The organism is Nonomuraea sp. NPDC001831 (assembly GCF_042892035.1).
Lineage (GTDB): Bacteria > Actinomycetota > Actinomycetes > Streptosporangiales > Streptosporangiaceae > Nonomuraea.
The window spans coordinates 46,375-73,325 of record NZ_JBIATU010000007.1 but is presented as its reverse complement, the minus strand read 5'-3'; the positions used below and the strand labels follow the sequence as shown (position 1 = coordinate 73,325).

The window sequence follows — 26,951 nt, the reverse complement described above, 5'->3', positions numbered from 1 at the left end:
CCACAGCCGCTATCGTGGTGTCCGCACAGGAGGGTTCGCATAGTGGACGAGTGCAGCCGCCTTGAAAGCGGCCAGGTCAGCGATGGCCTCGTGGGTTCGAATCCCACACCCTCCGCTCACTCGCGCACACCCGCGAACCCGTCGCCCACGCTGGCGGCGAGCTGCAGGTAGGCCTCCCTGGTCGCCTCCTGGAGCCGGTCGAGGTCGATCTCCGCGCCCTCCTCCAGGTGCGGGTCGTACGGCACCCTGATCACCGCGCGGCACCTGGCCGCGAAATGGGCCTCCAGCTTTCTGATGTCCACCGCCGACTTCGACCGCGGCCGGACGCTGCACAGCACCACGGTCGCGTTCTTCACCAGGTCGGCGTAGTGGTGGGCCTCCAGCCAGTCGAGGGTGGCCGAGGCGGCCCTGGCGCCGTCCACGGAAGGGCTGCTGACCAGCACGATCTGGTCGGCGAGCCCGAGCACGCCGCCCATGGCGGAGTGCAGCAGGCCGGTGCCGCAGTCGGTGATGCAGATCGAGTAGAAGTTCTCCAGCACCTGGGAGACGGCCTGGTAGTCGGCGCCGCTGAACGCCTCCGACACCGACGGGTCGCGGTCGGAGGCCAGCACCTCCAGCCGCGAGGGCGCCTGCGAGGTGAACGCCCTGATGTCGACGTACCGCTTGACCTGGTCGCGCTCGTTGAGCAGGTCGCGCACGGTGGCCGAGGTCTCCAGCACCAGCTTGTCGGACAGCGTGCCCCGGTCGGGGTTGGCGTCCACGGCGATGACGCGGTCGCCGCGCATCTGCGCGAGCGTCGCGCCGAGCCCGACCGTGGTCGTGGTCTTGCCCACGCCGCCCTTCAGGCTCAGCACCGCCACCCGGTGATGGCCGGTGGTCACGGGGGTGCGCGCCCTGGTCACCAGCTCGCGGCGGCGGCGCACCTCCGGCGCCTCGCCCGGCTTGATCCAGCCGCCGGACGCCTTGTACACCAGACGCCGCCAGCCCTTCGAGGGCGCGTTGCGCCTGCCGCGCAGCAGCGACTCCGGGTCGAGGCTGTCGGCGGTCGGCCGGCCGGTGAGCGGCGGGCGCTGCGGCGCGGTGAACACCGGGATGGGCGCCGGACGCCGCCGGCGCTCGTGCGGTGGCGGGATCTCCCGCTCGGCCGGCCGCCATTCCTGGCGGTCGCTCCACTGCGGTCGCTCGTCCCGCGCGGCCTCCTGGGGTGCGGGGTCGCCGTGCGCGAGGTCGGGCCGCTGCGGGCGGCCCTCGCGGAAGGAGGCGTCGGACCACTGCGGCCGCTCGTCCCACCGGGGCCGCTCGTCGGCCGGCGCCTCCTCGACCGCCTCCGTCCGTACGGGCTCCGCGCGTACGGGCTCCCTGCGTACGGGGTCCTCTGCGCGGCCGGGCTCCTCGAACCCGCGCGGCGGCTCGACCGGGGCAGGCTCGTCAAGCGTCCCGGGGGGCTCGGTACGGGCAGGCACGTCGAACGCCCTGGCCGGCTCGGTGCGGGCCGGCACGTCAAAGGCCCTGGGAGACTCGGTGCGGGCCGGCACGTCGAACGCCTCGGGGAGCTCGGTGATCATCGGCTGCGTCTCGTTCGACTGCTCGGCGGGCCGCGACCAGTCGCCGAGCAACGGCCAGCCCGGCTCCTCGCTCTCGCCCGCCGGCTCCTCGCCCTGCCGCCGCCCCTGCTCCCGGACCGGCTCCTCGCCCTGCTCCCGGTCCTGCTCCCGGTCCTGCTCCCGGCTCGGCTCCGGGCCCTGCTCAGTGCTCTTCCCGCTGCTGTTCTCGGCGCTCTTCTCCCCGCTCCCCGCCCGCTCGGGCGGCGTGAACGTCAAGGAGTAGCTGTCGGTGTCGTCAGGACGCGGCAACGGCCTAAGCGGCGCCAGGAAGGGATCCTCCGACCGGCCGAGGCTCACCGGCGGCGCGGCCGGCTCGCTCTCCTGCGCACTGCCGCTCTCCTGCCCCCTGCCGCTCTCCTGCGTGGCGGCCCGGTCCAGCCACTCCCCGGCCTCGCTCTCGGCCTCGGGCAGATCCTCGGCCGCCGCGTGGCCGTAAACGGAGTCGACGGCGGCGCGGAACAGCGGCGGCGTCGGCGTGTCGTGCGGCGTGGGCACGAGCAGCCACGGGTCCTTGGGGTACGGCGAAGCGACCGGCTCGTCCGCCGACGCGGACGAGGCTCCGACGGAGACGGGCGTCTCCTCCGTCTCCTTGATCGCGTCCAGCCAGGCCAGCTGTTCCTCGAGAGATTCTTCTCGATCGTGTCTTGCCACCGTGTTCCCCCTCGGGTGGGTCTAAAGGGGCAGCAAATACTTTGCAGGTTAACGCCACGCGTTCCCGCGCAGCCCGGCAACCCACAACTTCTTTGCCCGGCTACCGTGGATCGCATGCGAGCCATTGAGATCACGGAGCCGGGCGGACCAGAGGTCCTGGAATGGCACGAGGTGCCGGATCCGCCCGTCGGACGCGGCGACGTGCTCATCGACGTGGTGGCCTCGGCGGTGAACCGGGCCGACGTCCACCAGCGGAGGGGCTTCTACGACCCGCCGCCCGGTGCGCCCCTGTACCCCGGGCTGGAGGTGTCGGGCGTGGTGGCCGCGGTGGGGGCGGACGTCGAGCAGTTCAAGGCCGGCGACGAGGTGTGCGCGCTGCTGGCCGGCGGCGGTTACGCCGAGCGCGTGGCGGTGCCCTGGCAGCAGGTCATGCCGGCGCCGCGGGGCGTGCCGCTGGCGGAGGCGGCGGGGCTGCCCGAGGTGGCGTGCACGGTGTGGTCGAACGTGTTCATGGTCGGCCGGCTGCGGCGCGGCGAGACGCTGCTGGTGCACGGCGGGGCCAGCGGCATCGGCACGTTCGCGGTGCAGCTCGCCAAGGCGCTCGGCTCGCGGGTGGCGGCCACGGTCGGGTCCGCGGCGAAGGCCGAGCAGGTCAGGAAGCTGGGCGCGGACGAGGTCGTCAACTACCGCGAGGAGGACTTCGCCGACCGGGTGGAGGCCGACGTCATCCTCGACATCATGGGGGCCAAATACCTGGCGGCCAACGTACGGGCGCTGCGCACCGGCGGCCGGCTGGTGATCATCGGCCTGCAGGGCGGCGGAAGGGCCGAGCTCGACCTGGGCGCGCTGCTGACCAAGCGGGCCTCCGTCCACGGCACCACGTTGCGCGCCCGTCCGGTGGATGAGAAGGGCGTCATCGTCCGGAGCGTCGTGGACAACGTCTGGCCGCTGGTGGAGGCGGGTGCCGTGCGTCCCGTGGTGCACGCGCGGGTGCCCATGGCGGAGGCAGCCGATGCACACCGAATGTTGGATTCGGGAGAGCACGTCGGCAAGATCCTGCTAGTACGGTGAGTGTTATGAATGCTGAGGACAACAACACCCCTCACATCGTGGTGGTGGGCCCCGACTTCCAAGGTCAGGGCGATAGCGGTGATGAAGAGCGCTCGGTCACCAACCTGGTCGAGCAGCCCGCCAAGGTGATGCGCATCGGCAGCATGATCAGGCAGCTCCTGGAGGAGGTGCGCGCCGCCCCCCTCGACGAGGCCAGCCGCAAGCGCCTGAAGGAGATCCACGAGTCCTCCATCAAGGAGCTTGAGGACGGTTTGGCGCCGGAGCTGGTCGACGAGCTGGAACGGCTGTCGCTCCCGTTCACCGACGACAACGGCACGCCCCCCAGCGAGGCCGAGCTGCGCATCGCGCACGCCCAGCTCGTGGGCTGGTTGGAGGGTTTGTTCCACGGTATCCAGACCACCCTGTTCGCCCAGCAGATGGCGGCCAGGGCCCAGTTGGAGCAGATGCGCAGGGCGCTGCCCGGCGTGCCGGGTGACGAGAGCCACCGGCCGCCGAGCGGGTCGGGCCCCTACCTGTAGAGCCGCTCCAGCACCTGAGCGACGCCGTCCTCGTCGTTGGACGCGGTCACGTGATCGACCGCCGCCAGCACGTCGGGGTGGGCGTTCGCGACGGCGTACGACGTACCTGCCCAGCTCAGCATGGGCAGGTCGTTCGGCATGTCGCCGAAGGCGACCACCTCGGCCGGCTTGATCTCGCGCCGCCCGGCGAGCGTGGCCAGCGCGGTCGCCTTCGTCACGCCCTGGGCGCTCATCTCGACCAGGCCGCCGTGGCTGGAGTGGGTGGCGGTCACCAGGTGGCCCACCAGGTCGTGCACGGTCGCGTGCAGCTCGTCGGCGTCCATCTCGGGATGGAGGGCGAGCAGCTTGGCGCAGGGCCGGGCGGTCAGCGCGTCACGGTCAATCCGGACAACTCCGACACCTTTGCGATCCAGGCCACCGAGCCGGAAATCGGACTCGTGCGCAAAACCGCCTTCATACTCGACCGAAAATACGAGATCGGACACGTTCGCTCGTAGCTGAGCGACGACTTCCCCGAGTACGCGGGCGTCGATGAGGTGAGATTCCACTATCCGTTCGGTATGGAGATCGTAGATCAGTGCGCCGTTGGCGCATACAGCCAGGCCACGGTGCCGTACGGCGTCCGCGACCTCCCTCATCCACCGGGGCGGCCGTCCGGTCACGAAGACGAGCGCGGCCCCGGATTCCTCGACTTTCGCGAAGGCCGCAGCCGTCCGGGGAGACACGGTTCCGTCGGCGCGCAGGGCGGTGCCGTCGAGGTCGGTGGCCACTAGGCGCGGCGGTGCAAGGCTCTGCATAACAGGTTCCAGTTTGCCCGGTGATGCCGCCTGACAGAAATCTTCGTAGGGACGGGAACACCAACGCGCCAGAATGGTGTTAGATGTGATGGCGTTGTATTAGCTGTTCCCGTAGTGAAAACCAGCATGACTTTGTCTGAGCCACCCCGGGTGCCTGCTGTACGACACACCGGGATCCACGAGGTGTGGGTCCCATAGATTCACATCCTGAGGGAGAGCTTTTATGGCTCAGGGAACCGTCAAGTGGTTCAACGCTGAGAAGGGCTTCGGCTTCATCGCCCCGGACGGCGGTGCGCCGGACGTGTTCGTGCACTTCTCCGAGATCGTCGGCAACGGCTACCGCAGCCTTGAAGACGGCCAGCGGGTCGAGTTCGAGATCACGCAGGGACAGAAGGGGCCGCAGGCCTCCCAGGTCCGTGCCCTCTGACCTGTAGTTCGTAGTTCGCAACTAAGGCCGGGGTCCGCATTCCAGCGGACTCCGGTCTTTTTGCTTCTCGCCCCGGCACTTCGCCTGCCCCTTCGGCAGGGCCTGAGGACGCCGTTGCGGCCCTGACATGCGCTGGGCGGCCCCTCCCCATGTCCGGACATGTACTCGCGCGTCAGGGGCCGTCTGAAGCGCGACGGGAAGTTCCGCCCACAGGTGGAGGTCGTCCTGTGGACAAAGGGGAGTTTCACAAATCAGTCACGGCCTCGGGCGCGGCCCAACTTCCCGCCGTCTCCCGCCATCCACCCGTATATGAGGTACGCGTGGTTATGTCACCCCGTGACCATCACCGGGGTCATCCTGCTCCTGCTCAACGACCACCTCTTCAAGCCGCTCTGGCCCGGCCTGCTCACCGGCAAGCTCAGTGATGTGGCCGGACTCGTGGTCGCCCCCGCCCTGATGGCACTGCTCCTCGGGCGCCGCGCCGACCTGGCGGCCACCGTCCTGACCGGTCTGCTGTTCACGTTCATGAAGACCACGGAGACGGGCGCCGAGCTCGCCTCCGTGGGCTGGAGCCTCGTGGCCAGGCCCTCGCGGGTCCTGGCCGACCCCACGGACCTGATCGCCCTGCCCGCCCTCGCCCTGGCCTGGTGGGTACGGCTGCGCAGCGCCGACACCGACTCCCCGCGCCGGCGGATCATGGTCACCGTGCCGCTGGCCGTCCTGGCCGTGACCGCCACGGCCGGGCCCGTCCCGGCGTCGGCGGCCATGTCCGTCGACGTGACCGAATCAGGCAAGATCGTCGTCGGGACGACCGGCACGGAACAGAGCTCCCGCCTCTCCGACGACGGCGGCACGACCTGGACCGACGGAACCGTCCCCGCCTCGGCCCGGACGTCGATCAGCGCCCAGTGCGTGCCCGGCCAGGCGACCCGCTGCTACCGCGTCCGCCAGAACCACCTCGGCGTGGACCAGTCGGACGACGGCGGCCGCACCTGGCGGCCCTCCTGGCAACCCTCCCCCGACGCCCGCCTCCGGCTGACCAGGAAGTACGGCGCGGACGAGAACATGCTCATGTCCTACGACCTGGCGGTCCAGGCCAGGCCAGGCGGGCACGTCGTGGTCGTCGCCAACGGCGTGGACGGCATCCTGGTCAGGGACGTCTCAGGCGTCTGGCGTCGCCTCGGCTGGTCCTACACGCTCGACACCGTGCAGGCCGACGAGGTGGACCTCAGCCCCGAGCGGAACGTCGCGCTCTTCCTGGCGGTGTGCATGCTGCTGGGCGGCGTCGGCGCCAGGATGCGCAGGTATCAGGGGGCGTTCGGGGCATCGGGGGCGATCGGGGCGCTGGCCATGTTCGTCGCGCTGGACAGCGGGACGGACGAGACGGTGTTCGTCAACCTCACCGCGGTGTTCAGCTGGGCGGTGGCGCTGGCGGCCGGGCTGGCGTGCCTCGTGCTGGCCTGGGACGGGAAGCCGCAGCCGGTGAGCGCGCTGACCGGCGTGGTGGCCGCGCCGCTGGTCTACGCGGCCGTCTACCTGCCCTTCCACGGCTGGGCAGGCGGCACGCCCGAGAGCCACGGGGCCGCCGTCACGCTCGCGGCCCTGCTGACCGGCCTGATCGTGATCGCGGGCGTCGCCGTCATCGCGATCGACGCCCGCCGCCACTCCTACTTGGACGGCTCCAGCACGTCGAGCCCCACGTAGGGACGCAGCGCCTTGGGAACCACCACCGAGCCGTCGGCCTGCTGGTGGTTCTCCAGGATCGCCACGATCCACCGGGTGGTGGCCAGCGTGCCGTTGAGCGTGGCCAGATGCTGCGGCTTGCCGTCTTTGTCGCGATAACGGACGGCGAGCCTGCGCGACTGGAACTCGGTGCAGTTGGACGTCGAGGTCAGCTCGCGGTAGCGGCCCTGGGTCGGGATCCACGCCTCGCAGTCGAACTTGCGCGCCGCCGACATGCCGAGATCGCCCGCCGCCGTGTCGATGATCCGGTAGGGGACCTCGATCTTGGCCAGCATCTCCTTCTCCCAGGCCAGCAGCCGCTGGTGCTCCTCGTGCGCCTCCTCGGGACGGACGTAGGAGAACATCTCCACCTTGTCGAACTGGTGGACCCTGATGATGCCCCGGGTGTCCTTGCCGTACGAGCCGGCCTCGCGGCGGAAGCACGACGACCAGCCCGCGTAGCGCAGCGGCAGCTCGTCGCCGCTCACGATCTCGTTGGCGTGGTAGCCGGCCAGCGCCACCTCGGAGGTGCCGACGAGGTAGAGGTCGTCCTCCGGCAGGCGGTAGATCTCCTTGTCGTGGGCCACGTGGAAGCCGGTGCCCTGCATGGTCTCCGGCTTGACCAGCACCGGAGTGATCATCGGCGTGAAGCCAGCCTCGATCGCCTGCTGCATCGCCATGTTGAGCAGGCCGAGCTGCAGGCGCGCGCCGACGCCCTTGAGGAAGAAGAACCGCGAGCCGGACACCTTGGCACCGCGTTCCATGTCGATCGCGCCGAGCGCCTCGCCGAGCTCCAGGTGGTCCTTCGGCTCGAAGTCGAACTGGCGCGGCTCCCCGAACGTCTCCAGGACGACATAGTCGTCCTCGCCGCCCGGAGGGGCGCCTTCCTCGACGATGTTCGGCACCGTCTGCATGAGCTGTTCGAGCTCGGCGGCCAGCTTCTCCGCCTCGGCCTCGGCGGCCTTGACCTGGCTCGCGAGGTCCTTGGCCCGCTGGAGCAGCGCGGCCTTCTCCTCGCCCTGCGCCTTGGAGACCGACTTGCCCATGCTCTTTTGCTCAGCGCGCATCGACTCGAACGAGGTCAGCGCGGATCGGTGGCGCTCGTCGAGGTCGAGCAGCGTTGCGACGACGGAGTCGTCCTCACCGCGGGCACGCTGCGACGCCCGTAGCCGGTCGGGATCCTCACGAAGGGTACGCAGGTCAATCACAAGGAAAGGCTACCGGCGCGCGCCCCCACCCCGCCCCCGGATTCCCCGGCACACCACTCGGGGCATGCCCGCGGCCCCCTCGAAGGCGGCGACGGCCACCCGCAGGCAGCGCGGCCTGTGGGAACCCCCGGGAACGGTCGGACCCGCGTGAACGCCCTGGGGCGTCAGAGCCGGCCGGATCTGACGCGGGCCAGCCAGTCGGCGGCCTCGGCGAACTGGGTGTCGGCCGTGCCTCTCTTGATCTGCGGCGCGACCCCGTCGGCGCGGGGGTAGCTGCCGAGGAAGCGCACCTCGCCGCAGATGCGGTGGAGCCCGGCGACGGCCTCGCCCACCCGCGCGTCGGCGATGTGCCCCTCGAAGTCGAAGTGGAAGAAATAGCGCCCGATGCCGTCGCCCGTCGGCCGGGACTCGATGCGGGTCAGGTTGACCCCGCGCACGGAGAACTCGGTCAGCATCTCCAGCAGCGCGCCCGGGTGGTCGTCAGCCAGGAAGACGACCAGCGTGGTGCGGTCGGAGCCGGTCGCCTCCGGCAGCGGCCCGGGACGGCTCACCTTGACGAACCTGGTCACCGTGTCGGACCGGTCGCCGATGTCGCCGGCCAGCGCGACCAGCCCGTAGTGCTCGCCGGCGATGCGCGCGGCGATGGCCGCGTCGTACGGCGAGCCGGGCAGCGAGACCTCCTGGGCCGCGGCCGCGGTGGACGGCGCGGCGACCACCACGGCGTCGGGCAGCTCGCGGGCGATGAAGGCGCGGCACTGCGTGATGGCCGCGGGATGGGTGTAGACCCGCTTGATGTGCGCGATCTCGGTGCCGGGCCTGGCCAGCAGCGAGAACTGGACCGGCAGCAGCAGCTCGGCCGTGATCACCAGCGGCTCGCCCCAGGCGAACTCGTCGAGCGTCGTGGTGATCGCGCCCTCGATGGAGTTCTCCAGCGGCACGACGGCGCCGTCGGCGTCACCGGAACGGGCGGCGTTGAGCGCCGCGCTCACCGTGGCGCAGGGCAGGCGCTCGGCGGCGGGGTCAAGGAGCCTCAGGGCCTCTTCGGTGAAGGTCCCTTCCGGTCCGAGATAGGCGAGTCTGGGCATGCATCCAGAGTATCCGCAGGTGGTCGCAGCATGCCGCTCTTTCGCCGACCGCGTACGGCACCCGTACGGACACTCAGCGTGAACCCTTGAGGACCCGCGGCGGGACCAGCGGCCCCAGCCCGAGCCGGGCCGCCCGCACCGCCTGCTCCTCCTCCGGCGACAGCGGCTGCTGGCCCTTCCCGCCCACCACCGGACGCACGTACGTGCGCGTCTCACTGGTGCCGTTGATCGAGGTCAGCACGATGCCGTCACCCAGCCCGTTGATCATGGCCACCGAGAACGAGAGCCTGCCGCTCATCTCGGCGAGCGCGTCGTAGCGGCACACGGCCACGTCGCGGATCGCCTTGAGGTCGCCGGCGCCCTCGCTGGTCTGCCTGGCCACCCTGCGCAGGCAGTCGTCGACGGCGGCCCTGGCCTGCCTGAGGCCCATGTAGCCGATGAACACGCCACTCACCCCGGCCACCAGGCCCACGACTACCCAAGCGGTAACGAGCACGCCACAGAGGGTAATACTTCGGTCAAGCCAATTGCCGCCGTTTGGGCAACCAGGACGCCAGCAGCCAGACCAGAACCAGCGCCCCGAGCCCGAACCCGTCCTGCACGATCTTCCCGAGCACCAGGCTCACCCCCGGGATGCCGGCGGCGATCAGCGAGACCCCCCACCAGGGCACGGGCACCACGTAGAACAGCCAGACCCCCGCGGCCACCCGCAGCCTGACCGGATCGCGCCCGTCGCCGACGATCGCCCCGAGCACCACGACCACCCAGGCCAGATGGTGGATCCAGGCGACCGGCGAGAGCAGCACCGCCATCAGCGACGTCAGCGCCACCGCCGTCAGCTCGTCCTTCGCCTGGTACGCCGCCCGCGCAGCCCGGAACCCGTACCAGGCCACGGCCGCCACGATCACGGCCCAGATCGCGAACGTCAGCGACTCCGGCATGTACAGCCGCAGCAACATGCCGCGGATCGACTGGTTCGTCGTGGCGGTGTTCGCACCCAGCCGCTCCGGATCGAGCAGCGCCGAGAACCAGAAGGCGGACGCGTCCTGCGGGATCACCACGAACGGCAGCACCGTCAGCACGGCCGCCACGAACGCCGCCATGAAGAACGTCCGCCACTGCCTGGTGACCAGGAAGTAGATCAGGAAGACGCCGGGGGTCAGCTTGACGGCCGTGGCCAGCCCGACCAGGAACCCCCGGGGCAGCCAGGGCCGCCGCGCCAGGCAGTCCACCAGGCACAGGGCGACCAGCAGGATGTCCACCTGCCCGAACCGCACCTGGTCCCGGATCGGCATCAGGTACGTGCAGGCCACCATGAGCAGCCCGAACACCCACGGCACGTAGGCCCGCAGCGCCTGGCGGAAGGCGAACCAGACGGTGACGGCCAGCGCCGCGAAGATGCCGGCCGTCCACACCCATTGGGCGGTGCCCCAGGACATCTCGGCCAGCGCCACGGCCAGCATCGCCGCGATGGGCGGATAGGTGAACGGCAGCAGCTGCGGCGCCGGGGTGAAGAAGTCGTACACCGGACGGCCGTCGAGCAGCATCTGGCCGCCGGTACGGTAGACGTCGAGGTCGACGAGCCGCTGGTCGTCCGGGTTGGTCAGCCACGTGTGCACAAGAGGCGCGGCCGCCGCCGCGACGACGAGCGCCACCACCACCCACGCCCACCACTGCCGCCGGATCACTCGCACCTCGCCTCTTGTCACGATGTGGCACGTTACCGTGGCTGTTGATCGAGGGCGCAGACACTGGGGGTTCCGTACATGCATCACGCCACGCCGGGGGGCGAGCACCAAGCGCGTCGCGCACGCCCCGCGGCCCCGAGCGCCCATGCCAAGCCTCTGCGGCACCTCGGTACAGCGGCACCTCGGGCGGGCCGCCATCTCGTCACGGTCCTCCTCGGCCTCCTGCTCGCCGCCCTCCTCCTCCCCGGCACGGCCGCCGCCGCTTCCCAGAGCGGCAGCACAGCCGCGGCGGCCGCCGGTGACGGCGCCTCGGGTGACGGCGCCTCGGGTGACGGCGCCTCGGGTGACGGCGCCTCGGGTGACGGCGCCTCCGGACAAAGCGGGCAAGGCGGGCAAGGCGGGCCGGCGGGGCGGCGGGTCGTGGTGGTCGGCGTCCCAGGTCTTCAGTGGAGTGACTTCAGCGAGTCGGGCACGCCCACCCTGTGGAAGCTCGCCGCCCAGGGCAGCTCGGCGTCACTGTCCACCCGCGCCGTCCCGCCCAAGGACAGTGGCGTCACCTGCCCCATGGCGGGCTGGCTGACCGTCTCCGCCGGCCAGCGCGCCGGCACCCCCGGGCAGGGCTGCCCCGCCGCGACGCCGCCTCAGCCCGCCGGGGAAGGCGCCACCGTCCCCGGGTGGCGGGAGCTGGTGGCCTTCCAGGCCGACACCGGCTACGCGGCGCAGATCGGCACGCTCGGCCAGTTGGTGACGGACGGCGGGGGCAAGGTGGCGGCGATCCGCCCCGGCGCCGCCCTCGCCGCCGCCGACAAGACCGGAAAAATCACTAAATACGCCCCCACCCTCGACGCCCTGACCGACCTGACCCCCTACAACCTGATCGTCTTCGAAGCCGCCGACCTCACCACCGCCTGGGCCCGCGGCCCCCTCGGCGATCACGCGATCCCGGTCTCCCTCCCGGCCGCCGACCGTCGAGCCGCCGCGACCAAGGCAGATCAGCAGATCGCCGCCCTGATCGGCAAGGTGCCCCCGAACACCACCGTCCTGCTCGCCGGCATCTCCGACCTCAGCCCGAACGCGCACCTCCACGCGGCCCTGGCCACGGGACCGTCCCCGAGCGGGCAGCCGTACCCGCAGGGGGGCTACCTCACCGCCTCCTCCACCCGCCAGGACGGCCTGGTCACCATCACCGACCTCACCGCCACCGCCATCCAGCTCCTGGGCCTGACGGCCCCCCGCGACGTGGTCGGCCGCGCCTGGCAGCCCGACGGCAACGCCCCCGCGCCGGCCGCCGCCGCGGTGACGCGCCTGGCCGACGGCGACCTGGCCAGCCAGGTGCTCCGGGAGGTACGCGGGCCGTTCTTCACCGTCCTGGTGAGCGTCCAGCTGCTCTTCTACGCCCTGGCCGCCCTGGCACTGCGCCGCCGCCGCTCCTCCCGCGTCCGGCAGGCCGCACCCGCGTCCGACGCGGGCTCGTCGGCCGCCGGCGACCGCACGCCCCCGGCGACCGCCGCCGTGACGGGCGCCACCGAGGCCGACGGCCGCTCCGCCCCGGCTGCGGGCGGCGACCCGGCCGGCGCCTCGAAACTGCTGGCCGCCATCCAGGTGGTGGCGACCGTCAGCGGCGCCATCGCCGTCTCGACGTTCCTGGCCCAGCTCGTGCCGTGGTGGAGCCTGCCGATGCCGATGGTCTCGGTGATCGTGACGATCCTGGCCATCGCCGCCCTGATCACCGGTCTCGCGTTCGCCGGCCCATGGCGTGCGCACGTGCTGGGACCGCTCACCGTGGTCGCGGCCGTCACCTCGCTCGCCCTCCTCATCGACGTGATGACCGGCTCGGCCCTCCAGGTGAACGCCGTGACCGGCTACGAACCCGTCACCGGCGGACGTTTCTACGGCTTCAGCAACATCGCCTTCGCCGTCTACGCGACCGGCACGGTTCTCGGCCTGGCCGGGGTGGCGCATTGGCTGCTCGGCAGAGGCGTCTCCAGGACGGTGGTCGTGGCGCTGTGCGCCCTGTACGGCGCCTTCGCCGTCTTCGCGGACGGTTCGCCCTCGTGGGGCGCGGACTTCGGCGGTGTGCCGGCGTTCGTCATCGGGGTGGCGGTCTTCCTCATCCTGCTGTCCGGCAGGCGGGTGTCGGTGGTGAAACTCCTGCTCGTGGGGGTGGGCGCGGTCGCGCTGATCGCCGCCATCTCGGTCTTCGACTGGATGCGCCCGGCCGACAGGCGCACGCACCTCGGCGCGTTCGTGCAGCAGATCATCGACGGCCAGGCGTGGACCGTCGTCGGACGAAAGTTCGGGGCCATGATCGGCGTGACCGTGGGCAACTGGCCGCTGACCCTGCTCTCGCTGGTCGCGCTGGCGTTCCTGTTCCTGGTGCTGGCCCGCCCGTCGCGCTGGGGCGCCTCGGCGCTGGGTCAGGCGTACACGCTGGCCCCGCCGCTCAGGGCCGGCCTGTTCGGGACGCTCACCTGCGCCTTCATCGGCTTCCTGATGAACGACTCGGGCATCGCCATCCCGGCCATGGCGCTCACGGTGGCGGTGCCGCTGACGCTCGCGGCCTGCGTACGGGCCCTCCAACTCGCCACGCCCACACCACCAGCAGAACGGTCAACGCCAGCAGCGCCCACCCGATCTGAGGCCTGAGCACGCCACTGAGCCATTCGACGCCCGGCGGCTGCCCGTCGACCCGGGCGGGCAGGTAGGCCAGGGACAGGATCAGCAGGTGGGCGACCATGAACCCGTCGACGGCCGAGGCGCCCACCAGGGCGAGCATGCCGAACGCCAGCCCGTCGTACCAGGGCAGGATGTACGGCGTGGCGAACAGGTAGGCCACGACGAGCGCCGCCGCCACGACCGGCGCCTCCAGCCCTGCGGAGGCCCCCGGCCCCTGGAGGCCGGCGGACCGCCGGGACGCCAGCCGGAGCAACGACCAGGCGACGAGCACGAGCACCGCCAGCGCGCCGACCTGGATCTCGCCCCGGTACGCCCGCCCCGGGCCGACCAGGGCCCAGAGCCACCCCTGAACCAGCTTCCAGAACGAGGCGTGCGAGATCGCCTTGCTGGTGGTCGTCACCGGCGTGATCGCCTCGGGCCCGACGACCGCGTAGCCGACGACCACCACGGCCAGCGCGGCGGCCGCCATGACGGCGAGCCGCCCCGGACGGCGGCGCAGCTCCCACGCGGGCCCCAGCGCCACCACCCCCGCGTTGAGCTTCGTCGCCACCCCGAGCCCGAGCAGCACCCCCGACGCGACCGGACGTGCCCTGGCCAGCAGCGCGGCCACCATGCAGGCGATGGCCAGCGTGTCGGCGTGCATGCCCGCGACCAGGTGGTAGAGCAGCAGCGGATTGACCGCCCACAGCAGGGCGGCGCGCAGCCGCCGGGCCGGGTCGTCCCTGGTGAAGCGGTCGATGAGCAGAGCCGTGACGACGAAGGCAGCGGCGTTGAACACCGCCAGCACGAAGATGGTCAACCGGAGCGAGTCGCCCCCGATCCAGCTCGCCAGCGCCTGGAGAGCGGTGGCGACGGGCCCGTAGACGCTGGGTTCCTCGCGCCACGGCCGCTCGACCGCGTCGGCGATGGGATCGCCCGGCAGGTCGACGGCGCCGTGCGTGTAGGGGTTCAGCCCCAGCGTGACCATCCGGCCGTACACGGCGTAGTTGAGATGGTCGCCGGAGCCCGAGGGAGGCAGGAACGCGAGCACCCCCGCGGCGAGACAGCCGAGCAGCACCAGCGGCCGAGCACGCAGCCCGGGACGCGCCCCGGCGGCCAGCGCCGCCAGCAGCCCGACCCCGCCGATGACCAGAGCCGCGGCGGCCAGGACGAGCACCGCATAAGGATCAGGACGGGCAGCCAGCCAGTACGGCGGCTGCCACCCCGGCCCGCCCAGCGCCGGAACCATGGGAGAGGGCCCGAGCAACCCGATCGTGATCGTCAGGAGCACGGAGACCGCGATCATCACCAGCCCGGGAACCGCGAGCCGCGCTCGAACGGCGTCGACGAACCGCCCCTGTCGAGGCGCCGCCGCCCGCCCACCGGCCGCGGAGGCCCGCGCGAACACCGGCCGCCCACCCCACGCGAGAACCCCGCCCGCCGAGAAGCGGCACCGGTCGGCGGCGGACCACGGAAGCCGCAGCGATGCCACCCACAAGGGTGGGGCTTGTGCCTGTCTGCGGCGTCTCTCCGAAGTCACCCGCAAATTCCAGCACACTCCTCACGGCCGCAGCCCCAGATCATCCACGCCTGTGGACAACCCGGAGGCCGACCTCACCGCTTGGGGAGAAGTTTGCCGAGATTTTCGACGACCACCGGCTCCCGGCTCGCCAGAGCCAGAGCGACGTCCCGCAACTGCCGGGCGCGGTGCAACTGGGCCCGCCAGTCGTTGCCGGTGGCCCGGTGGGACATCTCCACCTCGACCTCGACGACCCTGAACCCCTTGCGCAGCAGGTCGATCGTGAGCGCCGTCTCCACGCCGAACCCGTGCGCCAGCGGCCGGGCGGCCTCGAAGGCGGCTCTGGTCAGGCAACGCTGGCCGTTGAGCGGCTGGGCGGCCTCGAAGCCGGTGGCGCGGCGGATGCCGTCCTTGGACACGCGCACGACTAACCCATGGCCGCCGAGCTTCACCCGCGTGCCGAACAGCGCGATCGTCATGTCGGCCTTGCCCTCGCGCACGGGCTCCACCAGCGGCGCCGCGGCGCTCGCCGTGTCACCCAGGTCGGCGTCGAGGAAAAGCAGGTGGCGAGGGGTACGGCCGTCGTCGAGGAGGCGTACGGCCTCCGCGCCCGTCTCCATGGCCGCGGCCTTGCCGCGGTTGCGGCTGTGGCGGACCACCCGCGCGCCCGCCGCCCGCGCCACCTTGCCGGTGCGGTCCGTCGAGCCGTCGTCGACGACCACGACGAGATCGACGCCCGGCAGGCCGGCCGCCGCCGCGACGGTGGCGGCGATGCGGTCGCCCTCGTTCACCGCGGGAATGACGACAGCCGTGTCAGCCTGCGTCATGATCCCTCGGTGATGAGGAACTCCTGCGGCAGCTCGTCATGCACGGTGAACACCGAGACGAGCCCCGTCACCTGCAGGATCTTGCGGACGGCCGGACGCGGCGCGGCCACCTCCAGCACACCTCCCCGCTCTTTCATGCGCTTGAGCGCCGAGAGCAGCACGTTCATCCCCGTGGAGTCGCAGAAATCCACGGCGGACATGTCGATGACCACCCGGCTGGGCTCGTCCTGCAGTAGCCGAGTGAACTCGGCCTGCAGGTGAGGCGCCGTATAGAGGTCGATTTCTCCGGTGATGGCAACGAGTGCGCACCCGGCATGTGATCGAGTCGAGACCTTGAGCTCCACATGGGCAGGCTAGCGGCGCGGAGGCTTCCGGTCACGTTGTCACGCCGAGAGGGGAACGACAGGTTTTTGTCCTCCGTTTGGGCTCCATCAAAACGGAGAGTACGCGAAGCTTGACAGCGTGACACCGGAACCGGCAACGCTTCACGGAGAAGGAGGGGCTGTGGCCCGCCCCATGGGCCTCGTATCGATGAATGCAGAGAAACCTGAAGATCCACAGCGTCAGGGGCTCCGGGAACGTCTGGAGACCATCCTCATCCGCACAGAAAAGGCCACGTCATGGCATGACGAAGCAGCGCGCCTGCGCGGTCTGCTGAACCACGAGGGCTACGTCCCGATCCGCACCAGGCTGGCGAGCGAAGACCTCGACTTCCTGGCCGGCTCCCGCGCCGACCTGCTCAGGTTCGCCGAGCTCGGGCTGCGGCTGCTCGACCTGCACCAGCCGCGCGACGCGGGTGGCATCACGAGCGACACCGCCAACCCGATCCTGCGGTGCCGGAGCTGCATGTGGCGCTGGCCCTGCCCGACGTTCCGGGCGATGTCGGAGTCGTTCGGGCAACGCGACACCGCGCTCCCCGAACCCGCCTGACCCGGGCGACCCACGTTCGAGTAAGCGAGATCACAGCGGAAGATCGAGGCAGGACACCGTGCGGGAACGTCAACTTCCGGACACCAGGGGCAACCGGATCTCGAACCGGCACCCGGGTCCTTCGTTGACCACCCCGATCATCCCATCATGCGCCTCGACGATCCCCTGGGCGATCGCCAGCCCGAGCCCGGCGCCGCCGTCGGCGGTGGGCGTACGCGCGGCCTCCCCCCGGAACGCCACCTCGAACACCCGAGGCAGATCCTCCTCGGGAATCCCCCCGCAACCGTCGGCCACCGAGAGGCAGGCCATCCCCTGCTCGTCCACCCCGGCCCGCAGCACCACGGTACGTTCCGACGGCGTGTGCCGGATGGCGTTGACGACCAGGTTCCGCAGGGCCCGGCCCAGCGCCGCCGCGTCGGCCTCCACGGGCACGGCCCCCGCCGCCTCCGCCGTGAGCACCACCCCCTTGGCCCTGGCCAGCGGCTCGACCCCGGCCAGCGTGTCCGCGACGAGGTCGGCGAGCCCGATCCTGGCCCGCGAGAGCCGCAACGCGCCCGCGTGGATGCGCGACAGCTCGAACAGGTCGTCCACCATGGCCGAGAGCCGTTCGACCTCCAGCTTGATCTGGCCGTGGTAGCGCGCGACCGTCTCGTGGTCGGCCACCACCCCGTCCTCCAGGGCCTCGGCCATGGCCCGCAGGCCGGCGAGCGGTGTGCGCAGGTCGTGGCTCACCCACGCGACCAGTTCCCGGCGCGCGCCTTCGAGCGCGCGTTCCCGCGCGTACGCCTCCTCAAGGGTGCTCGCGATCTCCTGGAGCTCGGCCGGCAACCCCTGCGGCGCCCTGAACGGCACGTCGCGCACGGCCGCCACCAGCCGCCTGCTCTCCCCCACCACCCGCCTGGCCAGCACGAACGCGACCCCGAGCCCCACCAGGCCGCCCACCGCGACCACGCTGAGCACGAAGTCCTTGACCGCCCCCTCGATGATCATTTTCATGGTGATCGCGACCACGCCCGCCAGCGTCGCCGCCACGGCGACCACCACCACGACGGCCAGCATCACCCCGATCGACCTGGTCCGCAGCCGTCCCATGGCCCATACGCCGGCGGCGGCGACCAGCAGCCCCAGCCCCGCCGAGACGGCCACGACCATGGGCAGCTCGCTCACCGACACCATGGCCGGCGGGCACGTCCCGCCCAGGCAGGGCTCGGGAGGCGTCACCCCGCGCTCTCCAGCGGCTCGTACCGGTAGCCGACACCCCAGACCGTGACGATCCGCCGCGGCTCGGTCGGGTCCGCCTCGACCTTCTCCCGCAACCGCCGCACGTGCACGGTCACGGTCGAGGAGTCGCCGAACGACCACCCCCACACCTGGTCGAGCAGCGCCGACCGGCTGAACGCCTGGCGCGGGTTGCGCATGAGGTAGGCCAGCAGGTCGAACTCCCTGGCCGTCAGCAGCACCTGCGCGCCGCCGAGCCGCACCTCGTGGGCGCCGACGTCCACGACGAGGTCGCCGTCGCGCAGCACGCCGGTGCCGGCCGTGACGGACGCCCCCCGCGCCCGGCGCAGCACCGACTGCACGCGCAACGCCAGCTCCCGGGGGCTGAACGGCTTCGTCACGTAGTCGTCGGCCCCGGTCTCCAGACCCACCACCCGGTCGATCTCCTCGCCGAGCGCGGTCAGCATGATCACCGGGACCGGCCACCGCTCCCTGAGCTTCCTGCACACCTGGAGCCCGTCGATCCTGGGCAGCATCAGGTCGAGCACCATGAGGTCGGGCGGGTCGGCCAGGGCCCTGCGCAGCGCCTCGGCGCCGTCGCCCACGCACTCCACCTCGTGCCCGTCGCGCTCCAGATAGCGCGCCACGACCTCGGACACGGTCGGATCGTCGTCGACCACCAGGATGCGGGTGTTCACCGTCTCACCGTACGGCCGGGCCCACGTGGCGGACATGGTGGCGGACGTGGACGTCACAGGTTCGTAAGCCTCGCGGATCATGCTCGGAGGACGTACGGTGGCCTCATGAGTAGAGTCGTGATGCTCGTTTTAGGGACCCTTCTCGGTCTCTTCGTGCTGTTCAACTTCCTCCTGCCCCTGCTGGCAGGTCTGTTCAAGCTGGTCCTGATCGTCGGGGTCGTCGCCCTGGTGGTCTTCATCGCGGTCACCGTCGTCGGTAAGTCCCGTTCGTCGCAGTGACCTCGCTTCTGTTCGATCCGTGGCTGGTGGGGATCACCATGATGGCGATCCTCCTGCTGGCCACGTGGGCGGCCACGTTGCCGCCCGTCCTCGGCGGTGAGTCTCCCGGCTTCCCGCTGACCTACGCGCGCCGCACGGCCTTCCAGCGGCTGCGCGATCCCGACGCGGCCGGACGCCCGCGTCCACGAGCGCCTTAGGCGAGCCCCGCTTCCGTCAAAGCGGGGCTCATCGTCATGTATGAGCCCTGGTCCGTCGTCATGTCTGAAGGGCTCATGATCGATTCACTTGTCACGTTCGTCATCGGCGTGTCCGGGGGCCATGCCGCCCTCGCCATCGTGCTGTTCACGCTCGCCGTACGCCTGTTTCTGCTGCCGCTCAACGTCCGGCAGGCGCGGGCCGGCCAGGTCCGGCAGCGGCTCGCGCCCAGGCTGCAGGAGCTGCGCGAGCGCCACCGGCGCGATCCGGAGCGGTTGTCCAAGGAACTGACCGCTCTGTACGCGCGGGAGGGCACGTCACCGTTCGCGGGGATCTTGCCGATGCTGGCGCAATTGCCGTTCCTGTGGCTGATGTTCAGGGTGGCCACGCATCCGACGGCACTGGCCGGTCACACTCTGTTCGGGGCGCCGCTGGGACAGCAGCTCGCGGGCGTGGTGGCCAATTTCGGTCTGATCAGTTGGCCGGTTTCGGTCTTTGTCATCATGATCGCGGGGCTCGTGCTGCTGGCATGGCTGTCGGCACGCTCGATCAAGGTGTCGGAGGAGCAGCCGGAGTGGCTGCGCAAGGTCATGCCGCTGATGCCGTACGGCTCCGCGCTGGCCGTGCTCGTGCTCCCCCTGGCGGCCGGCCTGTACCTGCTGGTCTCCACGGCATGGGCCCTCACCGAACGGGCCGTACTGGCGGCCAGGACCGCCTAACCGGCCTCCTTCAGGGCCGCGACCTGCCCGTTCACCGCCGCCCCGTGGGGTGCGGGCAGGATGGCCCACACCGTCGTCGTGTCACCGTCGTGACGAACCCCCCAGCTCTCAGCCACGTATTCGACGATCCCCAGCCCCCGGCCCCCGAGCGAAGACAGGGTCGGGCGGCCCGCCCGCGGCTCTGTCGCCGCACCCCCGTCGCTGACCGCCACCTCTATGTGATCGTCGCTACGCATCCAGGCGACCCTCACCATGCCTGAAGGCAGCGGATGCGCGTGCCGCAGCGCGTTGCTCAGCAACTCGCTCACCACCAGCACCGCATCGTCGATCGCAGCGGTGTAGACCCCGCAATCCTGCAGGTCAGTGCTCAGACGCTGGCGGGCGACGGCGACGCTGGACGGCGCGTACGGCAGCAGCACCACGCTTGACACACCCACCTCCCCGTTCCCTGTGCCCCCCGCGGGAACACTCCCCGGTACGACCGAAATGCCCCGTTAGCCAATCGCAGAAACCGCATCTCGATCACAGCTTGTACACATTGGACGATAGATCAGCTCAACTGTGACCACCTCGTTACCGCATCGGTGTGTCGGATCGGATAGGGGAAGCGCGCCTCAGGATCAACCGCATCCTCGTACCCCCTCCGGGCCTCGGTTGAGCACTCACTTCTCCCCCCTGTGCCCTGGCCAGACTGCGGACGATGTAGAGGCCGAGCCCCACTCCACCAAAGCGCCTCCGGTCCCCGCTGTCCACCTGGACGAAGCGCTCAAAGATCCGTTCGCGGTCAGGCGGTGCGATTCCGACCCCCTCGTCATCCACCACTACGACCACGCCGTCGTCTTCGGGCCAAGCTTCAACACAGATCAATCCACCCATTGGGGAATATTTAAACGCGTTCTCCAGCAATTGCCCCAGAACGATGTCGGTTGCCAGGGCGTCCCCCAGCACCGGCGGCAAGTCGTCCGGGATGCGCACTTCGACGCGGTGGCGGTCGGACAACACGGGGAGGCCGAGCGTGGCCGCGTGGATGCGGGCCGCGAGATCGAACGCCTCGATCCGGACGGCCAGCTCGTCCGCACCCGCCCTGGCCCCCAGCAGCAGGTGGTCCATGAGCTGGCCCAGTGATCCGGCCCGCTCGGCGATCGTGTGCACGGCCGACCGGCGTTCCGCGTCGCTCATCTTGTCCCAGCGCGCGTCGAGCGTGCCGGCGAACCCGCGCACGATCGTGATCGGCGTGCGCAGCTCGTGGCTGGTCGTGGCCAGGAAGAGGTCCTTGGCCTCCTCCAGCTCCTTGGCCTGGGTGACGTCGCGGAAGTCGATGACGATCTCGCCGGTCTCCTCGATCCGCGCGCTCACCACGTCGAGCCAGCGGCCGTTCTCCATCTGGAAGGTGAGCTTCTCGCCGGGGCTGGGCAGCGGGAACGGCGGCGGACCGCCGATCACCGCGTCGGCGGGGAAGGCGGTCAGCTCGGCCGCGGCGGGGTTCCAGCGCACGACCCGGCCGGCGTCGTCCAGCACGGCGATGCCGTCGGCGCTGGCGTCGAACACGGCCCGCTCGTGCGCCCGCTGCCGCACCGCCTCCTGGTAGGCCACCGCGTTGCCGACCGCGATGCCGGCGTGCCCGGCCAGCAGCTCCAGCAGCTCCAGCTCCAGGTGGCCGGGGGCGGGCCCGGCGAACAGCGCGTAGAGGGCGCCGTAGGGGCGGCCGCCGACCGCGGCCAGGCCGAGCGCGATCGTGTGCAGCCCGTCGAGGCTGGCCCACACCAGGTCGCCGAGCCCCTGGGACTCCAGCATGACGGTCTTGCCCGTGCGTAAGAGTTTGTCCACCAGGCTCGTCCGCAGGCCGGTGGTGGTGCCCCTGAGCGTCTCCGGCAGCCGGTACGTGCTGACCAGCCGCAGCCGCTCCCCCTCGATCAGCACGAACCCGCCCGCGTCCGCGCCCGTGAGCTCGGTGAGGCTGGCCGAGATGCGGTCGAGCACGGCCGGCAGCTCCAGCTCCGAGTTGATGTCGCCGACCACGTCGGTGAGCCGGCGCACCAGCCTGGCCCGGCGTTCCATGCGCAGCCCGGCGACCTCGTCGGCCCGCGCGGGATGGTGGGCCAGGACGTAGCCGACCACGGAGTTGCCCATGCGCAGGGCGTTGATGTCCACGCGCAGGTCGAGCGGCCTGCCGTCCTTGTGGACGCGCTTGGTGCGCAGCGACACCTGCCCCCCGGTGCGTACGCGCTCCAGCACCGCGTTGTGCTCGGCGGCCAGCTCGTCGGGGACGATCGGCGCCCGGCGACCCAGCATCTCGGCCGCCGTCCAGCCGAACAGGTGCTCGGCCGCCGCGTTCCAGACCAGCACGCTCTGGTCGCGGTCGAGCGCCACCACGGCGTTGGGGGACCCGGCGAGCACGGCGCGGGCGATCTCCTCGTCACTCCCGACCCATGCGTATCCCACACCTCCATAGTGCACGTGGCGTGGTGGGTCTGACGGGCGATCCGTCCGATACGCTGCGCTCACGAAGATTCCGGTGGCTGAAACGGGTGAGCGGCATGTCGAGCAGCGACCTCGATGCCCTGCTGAGAGTGACCTCCAGCACCTACAAGGGCGAGGGGCCCCCGGACATCGCGTTCGGCACCTACGACGGCGCGGTGGGCAGGCTGGTGCTCGCGGTGACCGGCAAGGGCATCGCGGCCTGCAGTTTCGAGGCCGAGAACACCGTGTTCGAGCGGGTGGCCAAGGAGGTCGGCACGTTCATCGGGCCCGACGCCCGCCGCCTCGACCCGGTGCGCCGGGAGCTCGACGCGTACTTCTCCGGCCGGCTGCGCACCTTCGCCACGCCGGTCGACCTCGCGCTGGCCACGCCGTTCGCCCGTACCGTGCTGCAGAAGACCATGGCCGTGCCCTACGGCACGACCACGACGTACGAGGAGATCGGCGCGAGCATCGGGCGGCCGCGCGCCCTGCGCGCGGTGGGCAACGCGGTCGGCGCCAACCCCGTGTGCGTGATCGTGCCCTGTCATCGGGTGGTCCGTGAGGACGGCGAGCTCGGCGACTACGCCGGAGGCGTGGCCGCCAAGCAGCACCTGCTCAACGTCGAACGCCGGGCCTCAGCGGGCCGCTGAGCGGCGCCGGCCGAGCACGCCGACGACCAGCGTCACCAGGGCCGCGACCAGCGCGCCGCCGAGCGCGCCGTTCATCCACGGCTCCCGCGTGAAGCCGACGGCGTCGCGGGCCGACGCCCAGAAGCCGTCCCAGCCGGCGACCGTGGGCGTCGAGGTGGTGAACCAGTAGGCGGCGAAGCCCAGCGCCCACGGCAGCAGCATCAGCCAGCGCGAGGGCGCGTCCTCGGCGGTGTTCCAGCGGGCGGCGCCGCCGAGCACGAAGTAGTCGACGGCCAGCACCGCGAACATCGGCACGAACACCGCGCCGATCACCCCGAGGAACGCGCCGTAGGAGGTGACGTCCACGACCAGGGCGATCGCGGTGGTGAGCACGCCGATCGCGGTGGAGACGATCCGCCGGTCGACCTTCGGCATCAGGTTCTGCAGCGAGAGGGTGGTGGAGTACACATTGGCGAAGGACTGGTCGGTCTCGCGCAGCACCAGGATGCCGAAGAACAGCGCGCCCAGCGGCGCCGCGACGAACGGCTGGAAGACGACCATGCCGTCGGCCGCGACCGCCTGGGCGCCCGCGATGGCCACCGCGTACACGCCGAGGGCCAGGCAGGCCACCTGGGCGACGGTGTAGCCGCCGACGACCCCGGTGAAGGCGGCCCGGCTGGACCGCGAGTGCCTGGCGAAGTCGGCGGCCATCGGCACCCACGACACCGACAGGGCGATGACGTAGTCGACGGCCGGGGCGAAGGCCGTCCACGACCCGCCCGTGTACGTCGGCGCCTCGCCCAGGAACGACACGGTGAACCAGATCAGCGACACGATCACGCCGGCGGTCACGTACCGGCGCAGCAGCCTGATCGATCCGAGCGGCCAGACGGCGAGCGCGGTGGTCAGCACCCCCGCCACCACCACCCACACCTGGTACGGGACGCTCCCGAAGATCGCATTCGCGGCCTTGGCGATCACCCAGAGCTCGAAGGCCCCCCAGCCGAGCATCTGCACGATGTTCAGCACGGACGGGACGTACGACATCTTGGCCCCGAACAGCCCGCGCAGCAGCACCATCGCCGGCCGCCCGGTCTGCGTGCCGGGGATGGCCGACAGGCCGACCATGGCCGTGCCGATGAGGCTGCCGACCACGGCGGCCGTGAGCGCGGCCACCAGGCTGAGCGGCGCGTTGCCCAGAGGGTCGATCAGGACGAGCGCGCCGGAGAAGCCGAGGAGGCTGACACCGAGGTTGGCCCAGAGCGCGCCTTGGTCGAGGACGCCGAGGGTCTTGGGGGGCGCGCCGTCAAGGGTCAGCGGAACTTCGTCGACGACATGCGTCATCGCACACTCCCTACGCCGGCATTACCCGGACAGGTTCAGGCGGTCGGCAGCGGCTGTGTTGCTGCCCTCTCAGCCCGGCACCCCGAGCTCCCGCGACTATGCAGTTGGCGCCCTCATCATGCCTCAATGGCGGCGGAACCGCCACAGTGGGGCATTCAGGCCACGAAAGGATCCTGCCCGGTCTCGCTGACCATCGGACGGCGCGCGAACTCCCACGACTGCATGCCGCCGCCCACGTTGACGGCGTCGCGCCCGAGCTGGTTGAGCCACGCCGTGACCTGCATCGACCGGCCGCCGACCCGGCACACCACGTAGACCGTGCGGTCGGCGGGCACCTCCTCGACCCGGCCCTGGATCTGCGACATCGGGATGTGCACGGCCTCGGGGGCGTGGCCGGCGAGCCATTCGTCCTGCTCGCGGACGTCGAGCAGGTAGGCGTCGTCGGGAACGGCGGTGACGTCGATCTCTGGAACGGTCATGCCTCCATCATCCCGCGCCCGGGACCCTACTTGAGCAGGCGCGACATCCGCCGGTCGGCCAGCGGCTTGCCGCCCGTCTGGCAGGTCGGGCAGTACTGGAGCGCGGAGTCGGCGAAGGACACCTCGCGGATCGTGTCGCCGCACACGTCGCACGGCTGGCCGGCCCGGTTGTGCACGCGCAGCCCGGACTTCTTCTCCGCCTTGAGGTCTTTGGCGGCCAGCCCGTGCGCCCGTTCGACGGCGTCGCGCAACGTCGTCACGATGGCCTCGTGCAGGTCGGCGATCTGCGCGTCGGTCAGCGTCCCAGCGATCTTGAACGGCGACATCCTCGCCGCGTGCAGCACCTCGTCGGAGTAGGCGTTGCCGATGCCCGCGATCACCTTCTGGTCGCGCAGCAGCCCCTTGATCTGGGTGCGGTTGCCGCCCACGATGCGCTTGAGCGCCTCGACGGTGAAGGCGTCGTCGAGCGGGTCGGGGCCCAGGGCGGCGACGCCGGGCACGTCCTCCGGTTTGTCGGTGACGTAGACGGCCAGCCGTTTCTGCGTGCCGGCCTCGGTCAGCTCGAACCCGGGGGCCAGGCCGTCGTCGTCGGGCGCCAGCCGTACGCGTACGGCCAGCGGCCCCTTGCCCGGCCGCACTGGCCGCGCGCCGGTCAGGTCGTCGCGCCAGCGCAGCCAGCCGGCGCGGGCCAGATGGATGATCAGGTGCAGGCCGTCGCAGTCGAGGTCGATGAACTTGCCGTGCCTCGACACGCCCGTGACGGTGAGCCCGCCGAGCGCGGTGACCGGCGGGTCGAACGTCTTGAGCGCCTGGAAGCCGACGACGTCGACGCCGGCGATCGAGCGGCCGACCGCCCGCTCGCGCAGGAAGTTGGTGAGCGACTCCACCTCGGGAAGTTCCGGCATGCCCCCAGGGTATGGCGCGTACCGGACCGGCACGCGACTACGGCACGTCCCAGAAGGCGAGCTCGTGTGCCATGCCCTCGGCGAACAGCGCCTCCGCCCGTACGGGGTCGGGGTCGGCCTCGTCGATCATCTGCCCGATCCGTACGGTCAGCGCCGCGAACGCCGGGTCGGCGTAGGTGTCCACCCAGGCCCGGTAGCGCGGCTCGGCGGGCGGGTTCTCGGCGAGGATCTTCCCAAGACTCGAATATCCCCACATACACGGATAAAGCGCCGCCAACCCCTCCCCGTACGACCCCGCCGCCTCCAGCAGGAACGCCGTGTACGCCGCACACGCCGGCCCCTTCACCGCATTGTCAAGATCGGCCCCGAACTCCGCCGACAACGACCGATGCAGACGCAGTTCGTCGTGGTACGTCGAGTACGCCAGATCCACCAGGTCGCCCAGATGCCCGTCCGGCGCCTGCCAGGCCAGCCTGGAGAACACCCGCACGTAGTCGAGCAGGTACAGGTAGTCCTGCTCCAGCCAGGACCGGAAGACCGGCTCGGCCAGGTCGCCGCGCCCGATGCCGGCCACCGTGGGATGGTCGAGCTGCGCCTGGAGCAAGGGCCGGCCGATCGCGTGAAGTCTTTCCGAAATGCTCATGCTGGGAGGTTAGTGTCGGGACATGACCGTGACGATTGCCGAAGAACTCCTCCTCCTCGCCCACGACGAGGCAGAAGGCAAGCAGCTCATCGGGGGCGTGCAGCTCGACCCCGCGCTCGGCGGCGCGATCCTCGCCGAGCTGGCCGCCGCGGGCCGCGTCGAGCTGGCCGACGACAAGGTGACGGTCAAGGACCCCACCCCGCTGGGCGACGCCGAGCTCGACGCCGCCCTCGCCCGCATGGCCGCGGACGGCAAGGCCAGGAAGCCCGCGTGGTGGGTGCAGCGGCTGCAGTCGGACAAGCTGCGCAGGCGCCTGCTCACCAGGCTCGCCGAGGCGGGCGTGCTGGCCGAGGAGCGCGGCCGGGTCCTGGGCGTCTTCCCGACCACGCGGTGGCCGGAGGCGGACCCCCAGGTGGAGGCCGACGTGCGCGAACGCGTCACGGCCGTCCTCGCGGGCGCCGACCCCGACGAGCGCACCGCCACGCTCATCGCGATCATGCACGCGGCGAAGCTCGACCGCAAAGCCTTCCCCGGCGCCGACCGCAAGCGCGTCAAGGAGATCGCCGAGGGCGAGTGGGCCGGCCAGGCGGTCGCCAAGACGATCGCCGCCATCACCGCGGCCATCGCCGCCACCGCCTCCACCGCCGCGGTCGTCGCCGCCACCACGTCCTGAGCCGGGC

The 26,951-nt window shown here is 71.2% G+C and carries 28 protein-coding genes, 1 tRNA gene and 1 riboswitch; of the genes, 12 read left to right on the top strand and 17 right to left on the bottom strand.

Translation table 11 applies throughout. The features are described 5' to 3' along the window. Positions 1-28: 28 nt before the first annotated feature. Positions 29-115: transfer RNA gene (locus tag ACFYYW_RS23385), tRNA-Ser, on the top strand. A gap of 1 nt (position 116) precedes the next feature. On the opposite strand, the gene ACFYYW_RS23380 is transcribed toward ACFYYW_RS23385, so the two are convergent. Further along, the gene (locus ACFYYW_RS23380) at positions 117-2,255 is read right to left on the bottom strand and encodes an AAA family ATPase (protein WP_387651399.1); all 2,139 of its coding nucleotides are present in this window, start codon (positions 2,253-2,255) and stop codon (positions 117-119) included. Between the two features lie 114 nt (positions 2,256-2,369). Between ACFYYW_RS23380 and ACFYYW_RS23375 the strand changes: the two genes are divergently transcribed. Together ACFYYW_RS23375 and ACFYYW_RS23370 are read left to right on the top strand one after the other, a co-directional pair. Beyond that, a complete protein-coding gene (locus ACFYYW_RS23375; RefSeq protein ID WP_387651397.1) occupies positions 2,370-3,326 on the top strand; it encodes an NAD(P)H-quinone oxidoreductase in 957 nt (318 codons plus the stop codon). 5 nt (positions 3,327-3,331) lie between these two features. Further along, entirely contained in the window at positions 3,332-3,844 is a 513-nt protein-coding gene (locus tag ACFYYW_RS23370) for a bacterial proteasome activator family protein (protein WP_364416534.1), read from the top strand. Here the strand turns inward: ACFYYW_RS23370 and ACFYYW_RS23365 are convergent. Beyond that, positions 3,835-4,614, bottom strand: a complete 780-nt coding sequence (locus tag ACFYYW_RS23365; protein ID WP_387651394.1) for an HAD family hydrolase — start codon at positions 4,612-4,614, stop codon at positions 3,835-3,837. The genes ACFYYW_RS23370 and ACFYYW_RS23365 overlap by 10 nt on opposite strands. A 250-nt stretch (positions 4,615-4,864) precedes the next feature. Here ACFYYW_RS23365 and ACFYYW_RS23360 point away from each other — a divergent pair, with 250 nt between their 5' ends. Continuing rightward, positions 4,865-5,068 carry a cold-shock protein gene (locus tag ACFYYW_RS23360; protein WP_080043977.1) on the top strand — a complete coding sequence of 68 codons (204 nt, stop codon included), beginning with the start codon at positions 4,865-4,867 and terminating at the stop codon, positions 5,066-5,068. Positions 5,069-5,404: 336 nt separating this feature from the next. After that, complete coding sequence (locus ACFYYW_RS23355; RefSeq protein WP_387651392.1) at positions 5,405-6,772, top strand: hypothetical protein; 1,368 nt, start codon at positions 5,405-5,407, stop codon at positions 6,770-6,772. On the opposite strand, the gene serS is transcribed toward ACFYYW_RS23355, so the two are convergent. From serS to ACFYYW_RS23335, 4 genes are all read right to left on the bottom strand, one after another. Then, the gene (serS, locus tag ACFYYW_RS23350) at positions 6,736-7,998 is read right to left on the bottom strand and encodes a serine--tRNA ligase (protein ID WP_352318241.1); all 1,263 of its coding nucleotides are present in this window, start codon (positions 7,996-7,998) and stop codon (positions 6,736-6,738) included. The two genes, ACFYYW_RS23355 and serS, sit on opposite strands and share 37 nt — an antisense overlap. Positions 7,999-8,162: 164 nt before the next feature. Further along, the gene (pheA, locus tag ACFYYW_RS23345) at positions 8,163-9,083 is read right to left on the bottom strand and encodes a prephenate dehydratase (protein ID WP_352318243.1); all 921 of its coding nucleotides are present in this window, start codon (positions 9,081-9,083) and stop codon (positions 8,163-8,165) included. A 73-nt stretch (positions 9,084-9,156) separates the two neighbouring features. Continuing rightward, the gene (locus tag ACFYYW_RS23340; RefSeq protein ID WP_364416540.1) at positions 9,157-9,579 is read right to left on the bottom strand and encodes a DUF4446 family protein; all 423 of its coding nucleotides are present in this window, start codon (positions 9,577-9,579) and stop codon (positions 9,157-9,159) included. 22 nt (positions 9,580-9,601) lie between these two features. Further along, positions 9,602-10,792, bottom strand: a complete 1,191-nt coding sequence (locus ACFYYW_RS23335; RefSeq protein WP_387651389.1) for a glycosyltransferase 87 family protein — start codon at positions 10,790-10,792, stop codon at positions 9,602-9,604. Between the two features lie 399 nt (positions 10,793-11,191). On the opposite strand from ACFYYW_RS23335, the gene ACFYYW_RS23330 reads away from it, so the two are divergent. After that, the gene (locus ACFYYW_RS23330) at positions 11,192-13,417 is read left to right on the top strand and encodes a hypothetical protein (protein ID WP_387651387.1); all 2,226 of its coding nucleotides are present in this window, start codon (positions 11,192-11,194) and stop codon (positions 13,415-13,417) included. On the opposite strand, the gene mptB is transcribed toward ACFYYW_RS23330, so the two are convergent. From mptB to ACFYYW_RS23315, 3 genes are all read right to left on the bottom strand, one after another. Further along, positions 13,302-14,717 (bottom strand): polyprenol phosphomannose-dependent alpha 1,6 mannosyltransferase MptB, encoded by a 1,416-nt coding sequence (gene mptB / locus ACFYYW_RS23325; RefSeq protein WP_387651385.1) that lies wholly within the window; start codon positions 14,715-14,717, stop codon positions 13,302-13,304. The two genes, ACFYYW_RS23330 and mptB, sit on opposite strands and share 116 nt — an antisense overlap. 323 nt (positions 14,718-15,040) lie before the next feature. Next, positions 15,041-15,772 (bottom strand): glycosyltransferase, encoded by a 732-nt coding sequence (locus tag ACFYYW_RS23320; protein ID WP_352318252.1) that lies wholly within the window; start codon positions 15,770-15,772, stop codon positions 15,041-15,043. After that, positions 15,769-16,116: an STAS domain-containing protein gene (locus tag ACFYYW_RS23315; protein WP_352318253.1), complete on the bottom strand. Its 348-nt coding sequence runs from the start codon at positions 16,114-16,116 to the stop codon at positions 15,769-15,771. The genes ACFYYW_RS23320 and ACFYYW_RS23315 overlap by 4 nt, the downstream gene beginning before the upstream one ends. Positions 16,117-16,276: 160 nt before the next feature. On the opposite strand from ACFYYW_RS23315, the gene ACFYYW_RS23310 reads away from it, so the two are divergent. Further along, positions 16,277-16,702: a hypothetical protein gene (locus ACFYYW_RS23310; RefSeq protein ID WP_352318255.1), complete on the top strand. Its 426-nt coding sequence runs from the start codon at positions 16,277-16,279 to the stop codon at positions 16,700-16,702. Between the two features lie 69 nt (positions 16,703-16,771). Here ACFYYW_RS23310 and ACFYYW_RS23305 read toward each other — a convergent pair whose 3' ends face one another. Further along, on the bottom strand, positions 16,772-17,923 hold the full coding sequence (locus ACFYYW_RS23305) for a sensor histidine kinase (protein ID WP_387651382.1): 1,152 nt from the start codon (positions 17,921-17,923) through the stop codon (positions 16,772-16,774). Beyond that, complete coding sequence (locus ACFYYW_RS23300) at positions 17,920-18,618, bottom strand: response regulator transcription factor (protein WP_352318259.1); 699 nt, start codon at positions 18,616-18,618, stop codon at positions 17,920-17,922. Before ACFYYW_RS23300 ends, ACFYYW_RS23305 begins: the two co-directional genes overlap by 4 nt. A gap of 105 nt (positions 18,619-18,723) precedes the next feature. Between ACFYYW_RS23300 and ACFYYW_RS23295 the strand changes: the two genes are divergently transcribed. The 3 genes from ACFYYW_RS23295 (at position 18,724) to ACFYYW_RS23285 (ending at position 19,811) form a co-directional block, all read left to right on the top strand. Further along, positions 18,724-18,897, top strand: coding sequence for a hypothetical protein (locus ACFYYW_RS23295; RefSeq protein ID WP_352318261.1), 174 nt, complete (start codon positions 18,724-18,726; stop codon positions 18,895-18,897). Beyond that, positions 18,894-19,094 carry a DUF6412 domain-containing protein gene (locus ACFYYW_RS23290; protein WP_352318263.1) on the top strand — a complete coding sequence of 67 codons (201 nt, stop codon included), beginning with the start codon at positions 18,894-18,896 and terminating at the stop codon, positions 19,092-19,094. The genes ACFYYW_RS23295 and ACFYYW_RS23290 overlap by 4 nt, the downstream gene beginning before the upstream one ends. 75 nt (positions 19,095-19,169) lie before the next feature. Continuing rightward, positions 19,170-19,811, top strand: coding sequence for a YidC/Oxa1 family membrane protein insertase (locus ACFYYW_RS23285; protein ID WP_387651379.1), 642 nt, complete (start codon positions 19,170-19,172; stop codon positions 19,809-19,811). Here ACFYYW_RS23285 and ACFYYW_RS23280 read toward each other — a convergent pair. Together ACFYYW_RS23280 and ACFYYW_RS23275 are read right to left on the bottom strand one after the other, a co-directional pair. Beyond that, positions 19,808-20,233 carry an ATP-binding protein gene (locus ACFYYW_RS23280; protein ID WP_352318266.1) on the bottom strand — a complete coding sequence of 142 codons (426 nt, stop codon included), beginning with the start codon at positions 20,231-20,233 and terminating at the stop codon, positions 19,808-19,810. The two genes, ACFYYW_RS23285 and ACFYYW_RS23280, sit on opposite strands and share 4 nt — an antisense overlap. Before the next feature lie 151 nt (positions 20,234-20,384). After that, positions 20,385-22,253 (bottom strand): ATP-binding protein, encoded by a 1,869-nt coding sequence (locus tag ACFYYW_RS23275; protein WP_387651376.1) that lies wholly within the window; start codon positions 22,251-22,253, stop codon positions 20,385-20,387. A 95-nt stretch (positions 22,254-22,348) separates the two neighbouring features. Here ACFYYW_RS23275 and ACFYYW_RS23270 point away from each other — a divergent pair, with 95 nt between their 5' ends. Beyond that, positions 22,349-22,921 carry a methylated-DNA--[protein]-cysteine S-methyltransferase gene (locus tag ACFYYW_RS23270; RefSeq protein ID WP_357982973.1) on the top strand — a complete coding sequence of 191 codons (573 nt, stop codon included), beginning with the start codon at positions 22,349-22,351 and terminating at the stop codon, positions 22,919-22,921. Here the strand turns inward: ACFYYW_RS23270 and ACFYYW_RS23265 are convergent. The 4 genes from ACFYYW_RS23265 to ACFYYW_RS23250 all read right to left on the bottom strand — a co-directional run bounded on the left by ACFYYW_RS23265 (position 22,907) and on the right by ACFYYW_RS23250 (position 26,271). After that, on the bottom strand, positions 22,907-24,244 hold the full coding sequence (locus ACFYYW_RS23265; protein WP_387651372.1) for a purine-cytosine permease family protein: 1,338 nt from the start codon (positions 24,242-24,244) through the stop codon (positions 22,907-22,909). The genes ACFYYW_RS23270 and ACFYYW_RS23265 overlap by 15 nt on opposite strands. Beyond that, a riboswitch (TPP riboswitch) is annotated at positions 24,235-24,348 on the bottom strand. (Overlaps the previous gene by 10 nt.) 51 nt (positions 24,349-24,399) lie before the next feature. Next, positions 24,400-24,723, bottom strand: coding sequence for a rhodanese-like domain-containing protein (locus ACFYYW_RS23260; protein WP_352318274.1), 324 nt, complete (start codon positions 24,721-24,723; stop codon positions 24,400-24,402). A 26-nt stretch (positions 24,724-24,749) separates the two neighbouring features. Further along, on the bottom strand, positions 24,750-25,628 hold the full coding sequence (locus ACFYYW_RS23255) for an Fpg/Nei family DNA glycosylase (protein ID WP_387651369.1): 879 nt from the start codon (positions 25,626-25,628) through the stop codon (positions 24,750-24,752). A 37-nt stretch (positions 25,629-25,665) separates the two neighbouring features. Beyond that, positions 25,666-26,271, bottom strand: coding sequence for a TenA family protein (locus tag ACFYYW_RS23250; protein ID WP_387651367.1), 606 nt, complete (start codon positions 26,269-26,271; stop codon positions 25,666-25,668). A gap of 22 nt (positions 26,272-26,293) precedes the next feature. Here ACFYYW_RS23250 and ACFYYW_RS23245 point away from each other — a divergent pair, with 22 nt between their 5' ends. Further along, positions 26,294-26,944 (top strand): GPP34 family phosphoprotein, encoded by a 651-nt coding sequence (locus ACFYYW_RS23245; protein ID WP_387651364.1) that lies wholly within the window; start codon positions 26,294-26,296, stop codon positions 26,942-26,944. The last annotated feature ends 7 nt before the right edge of the window (positions 26,945-26,951 follow it).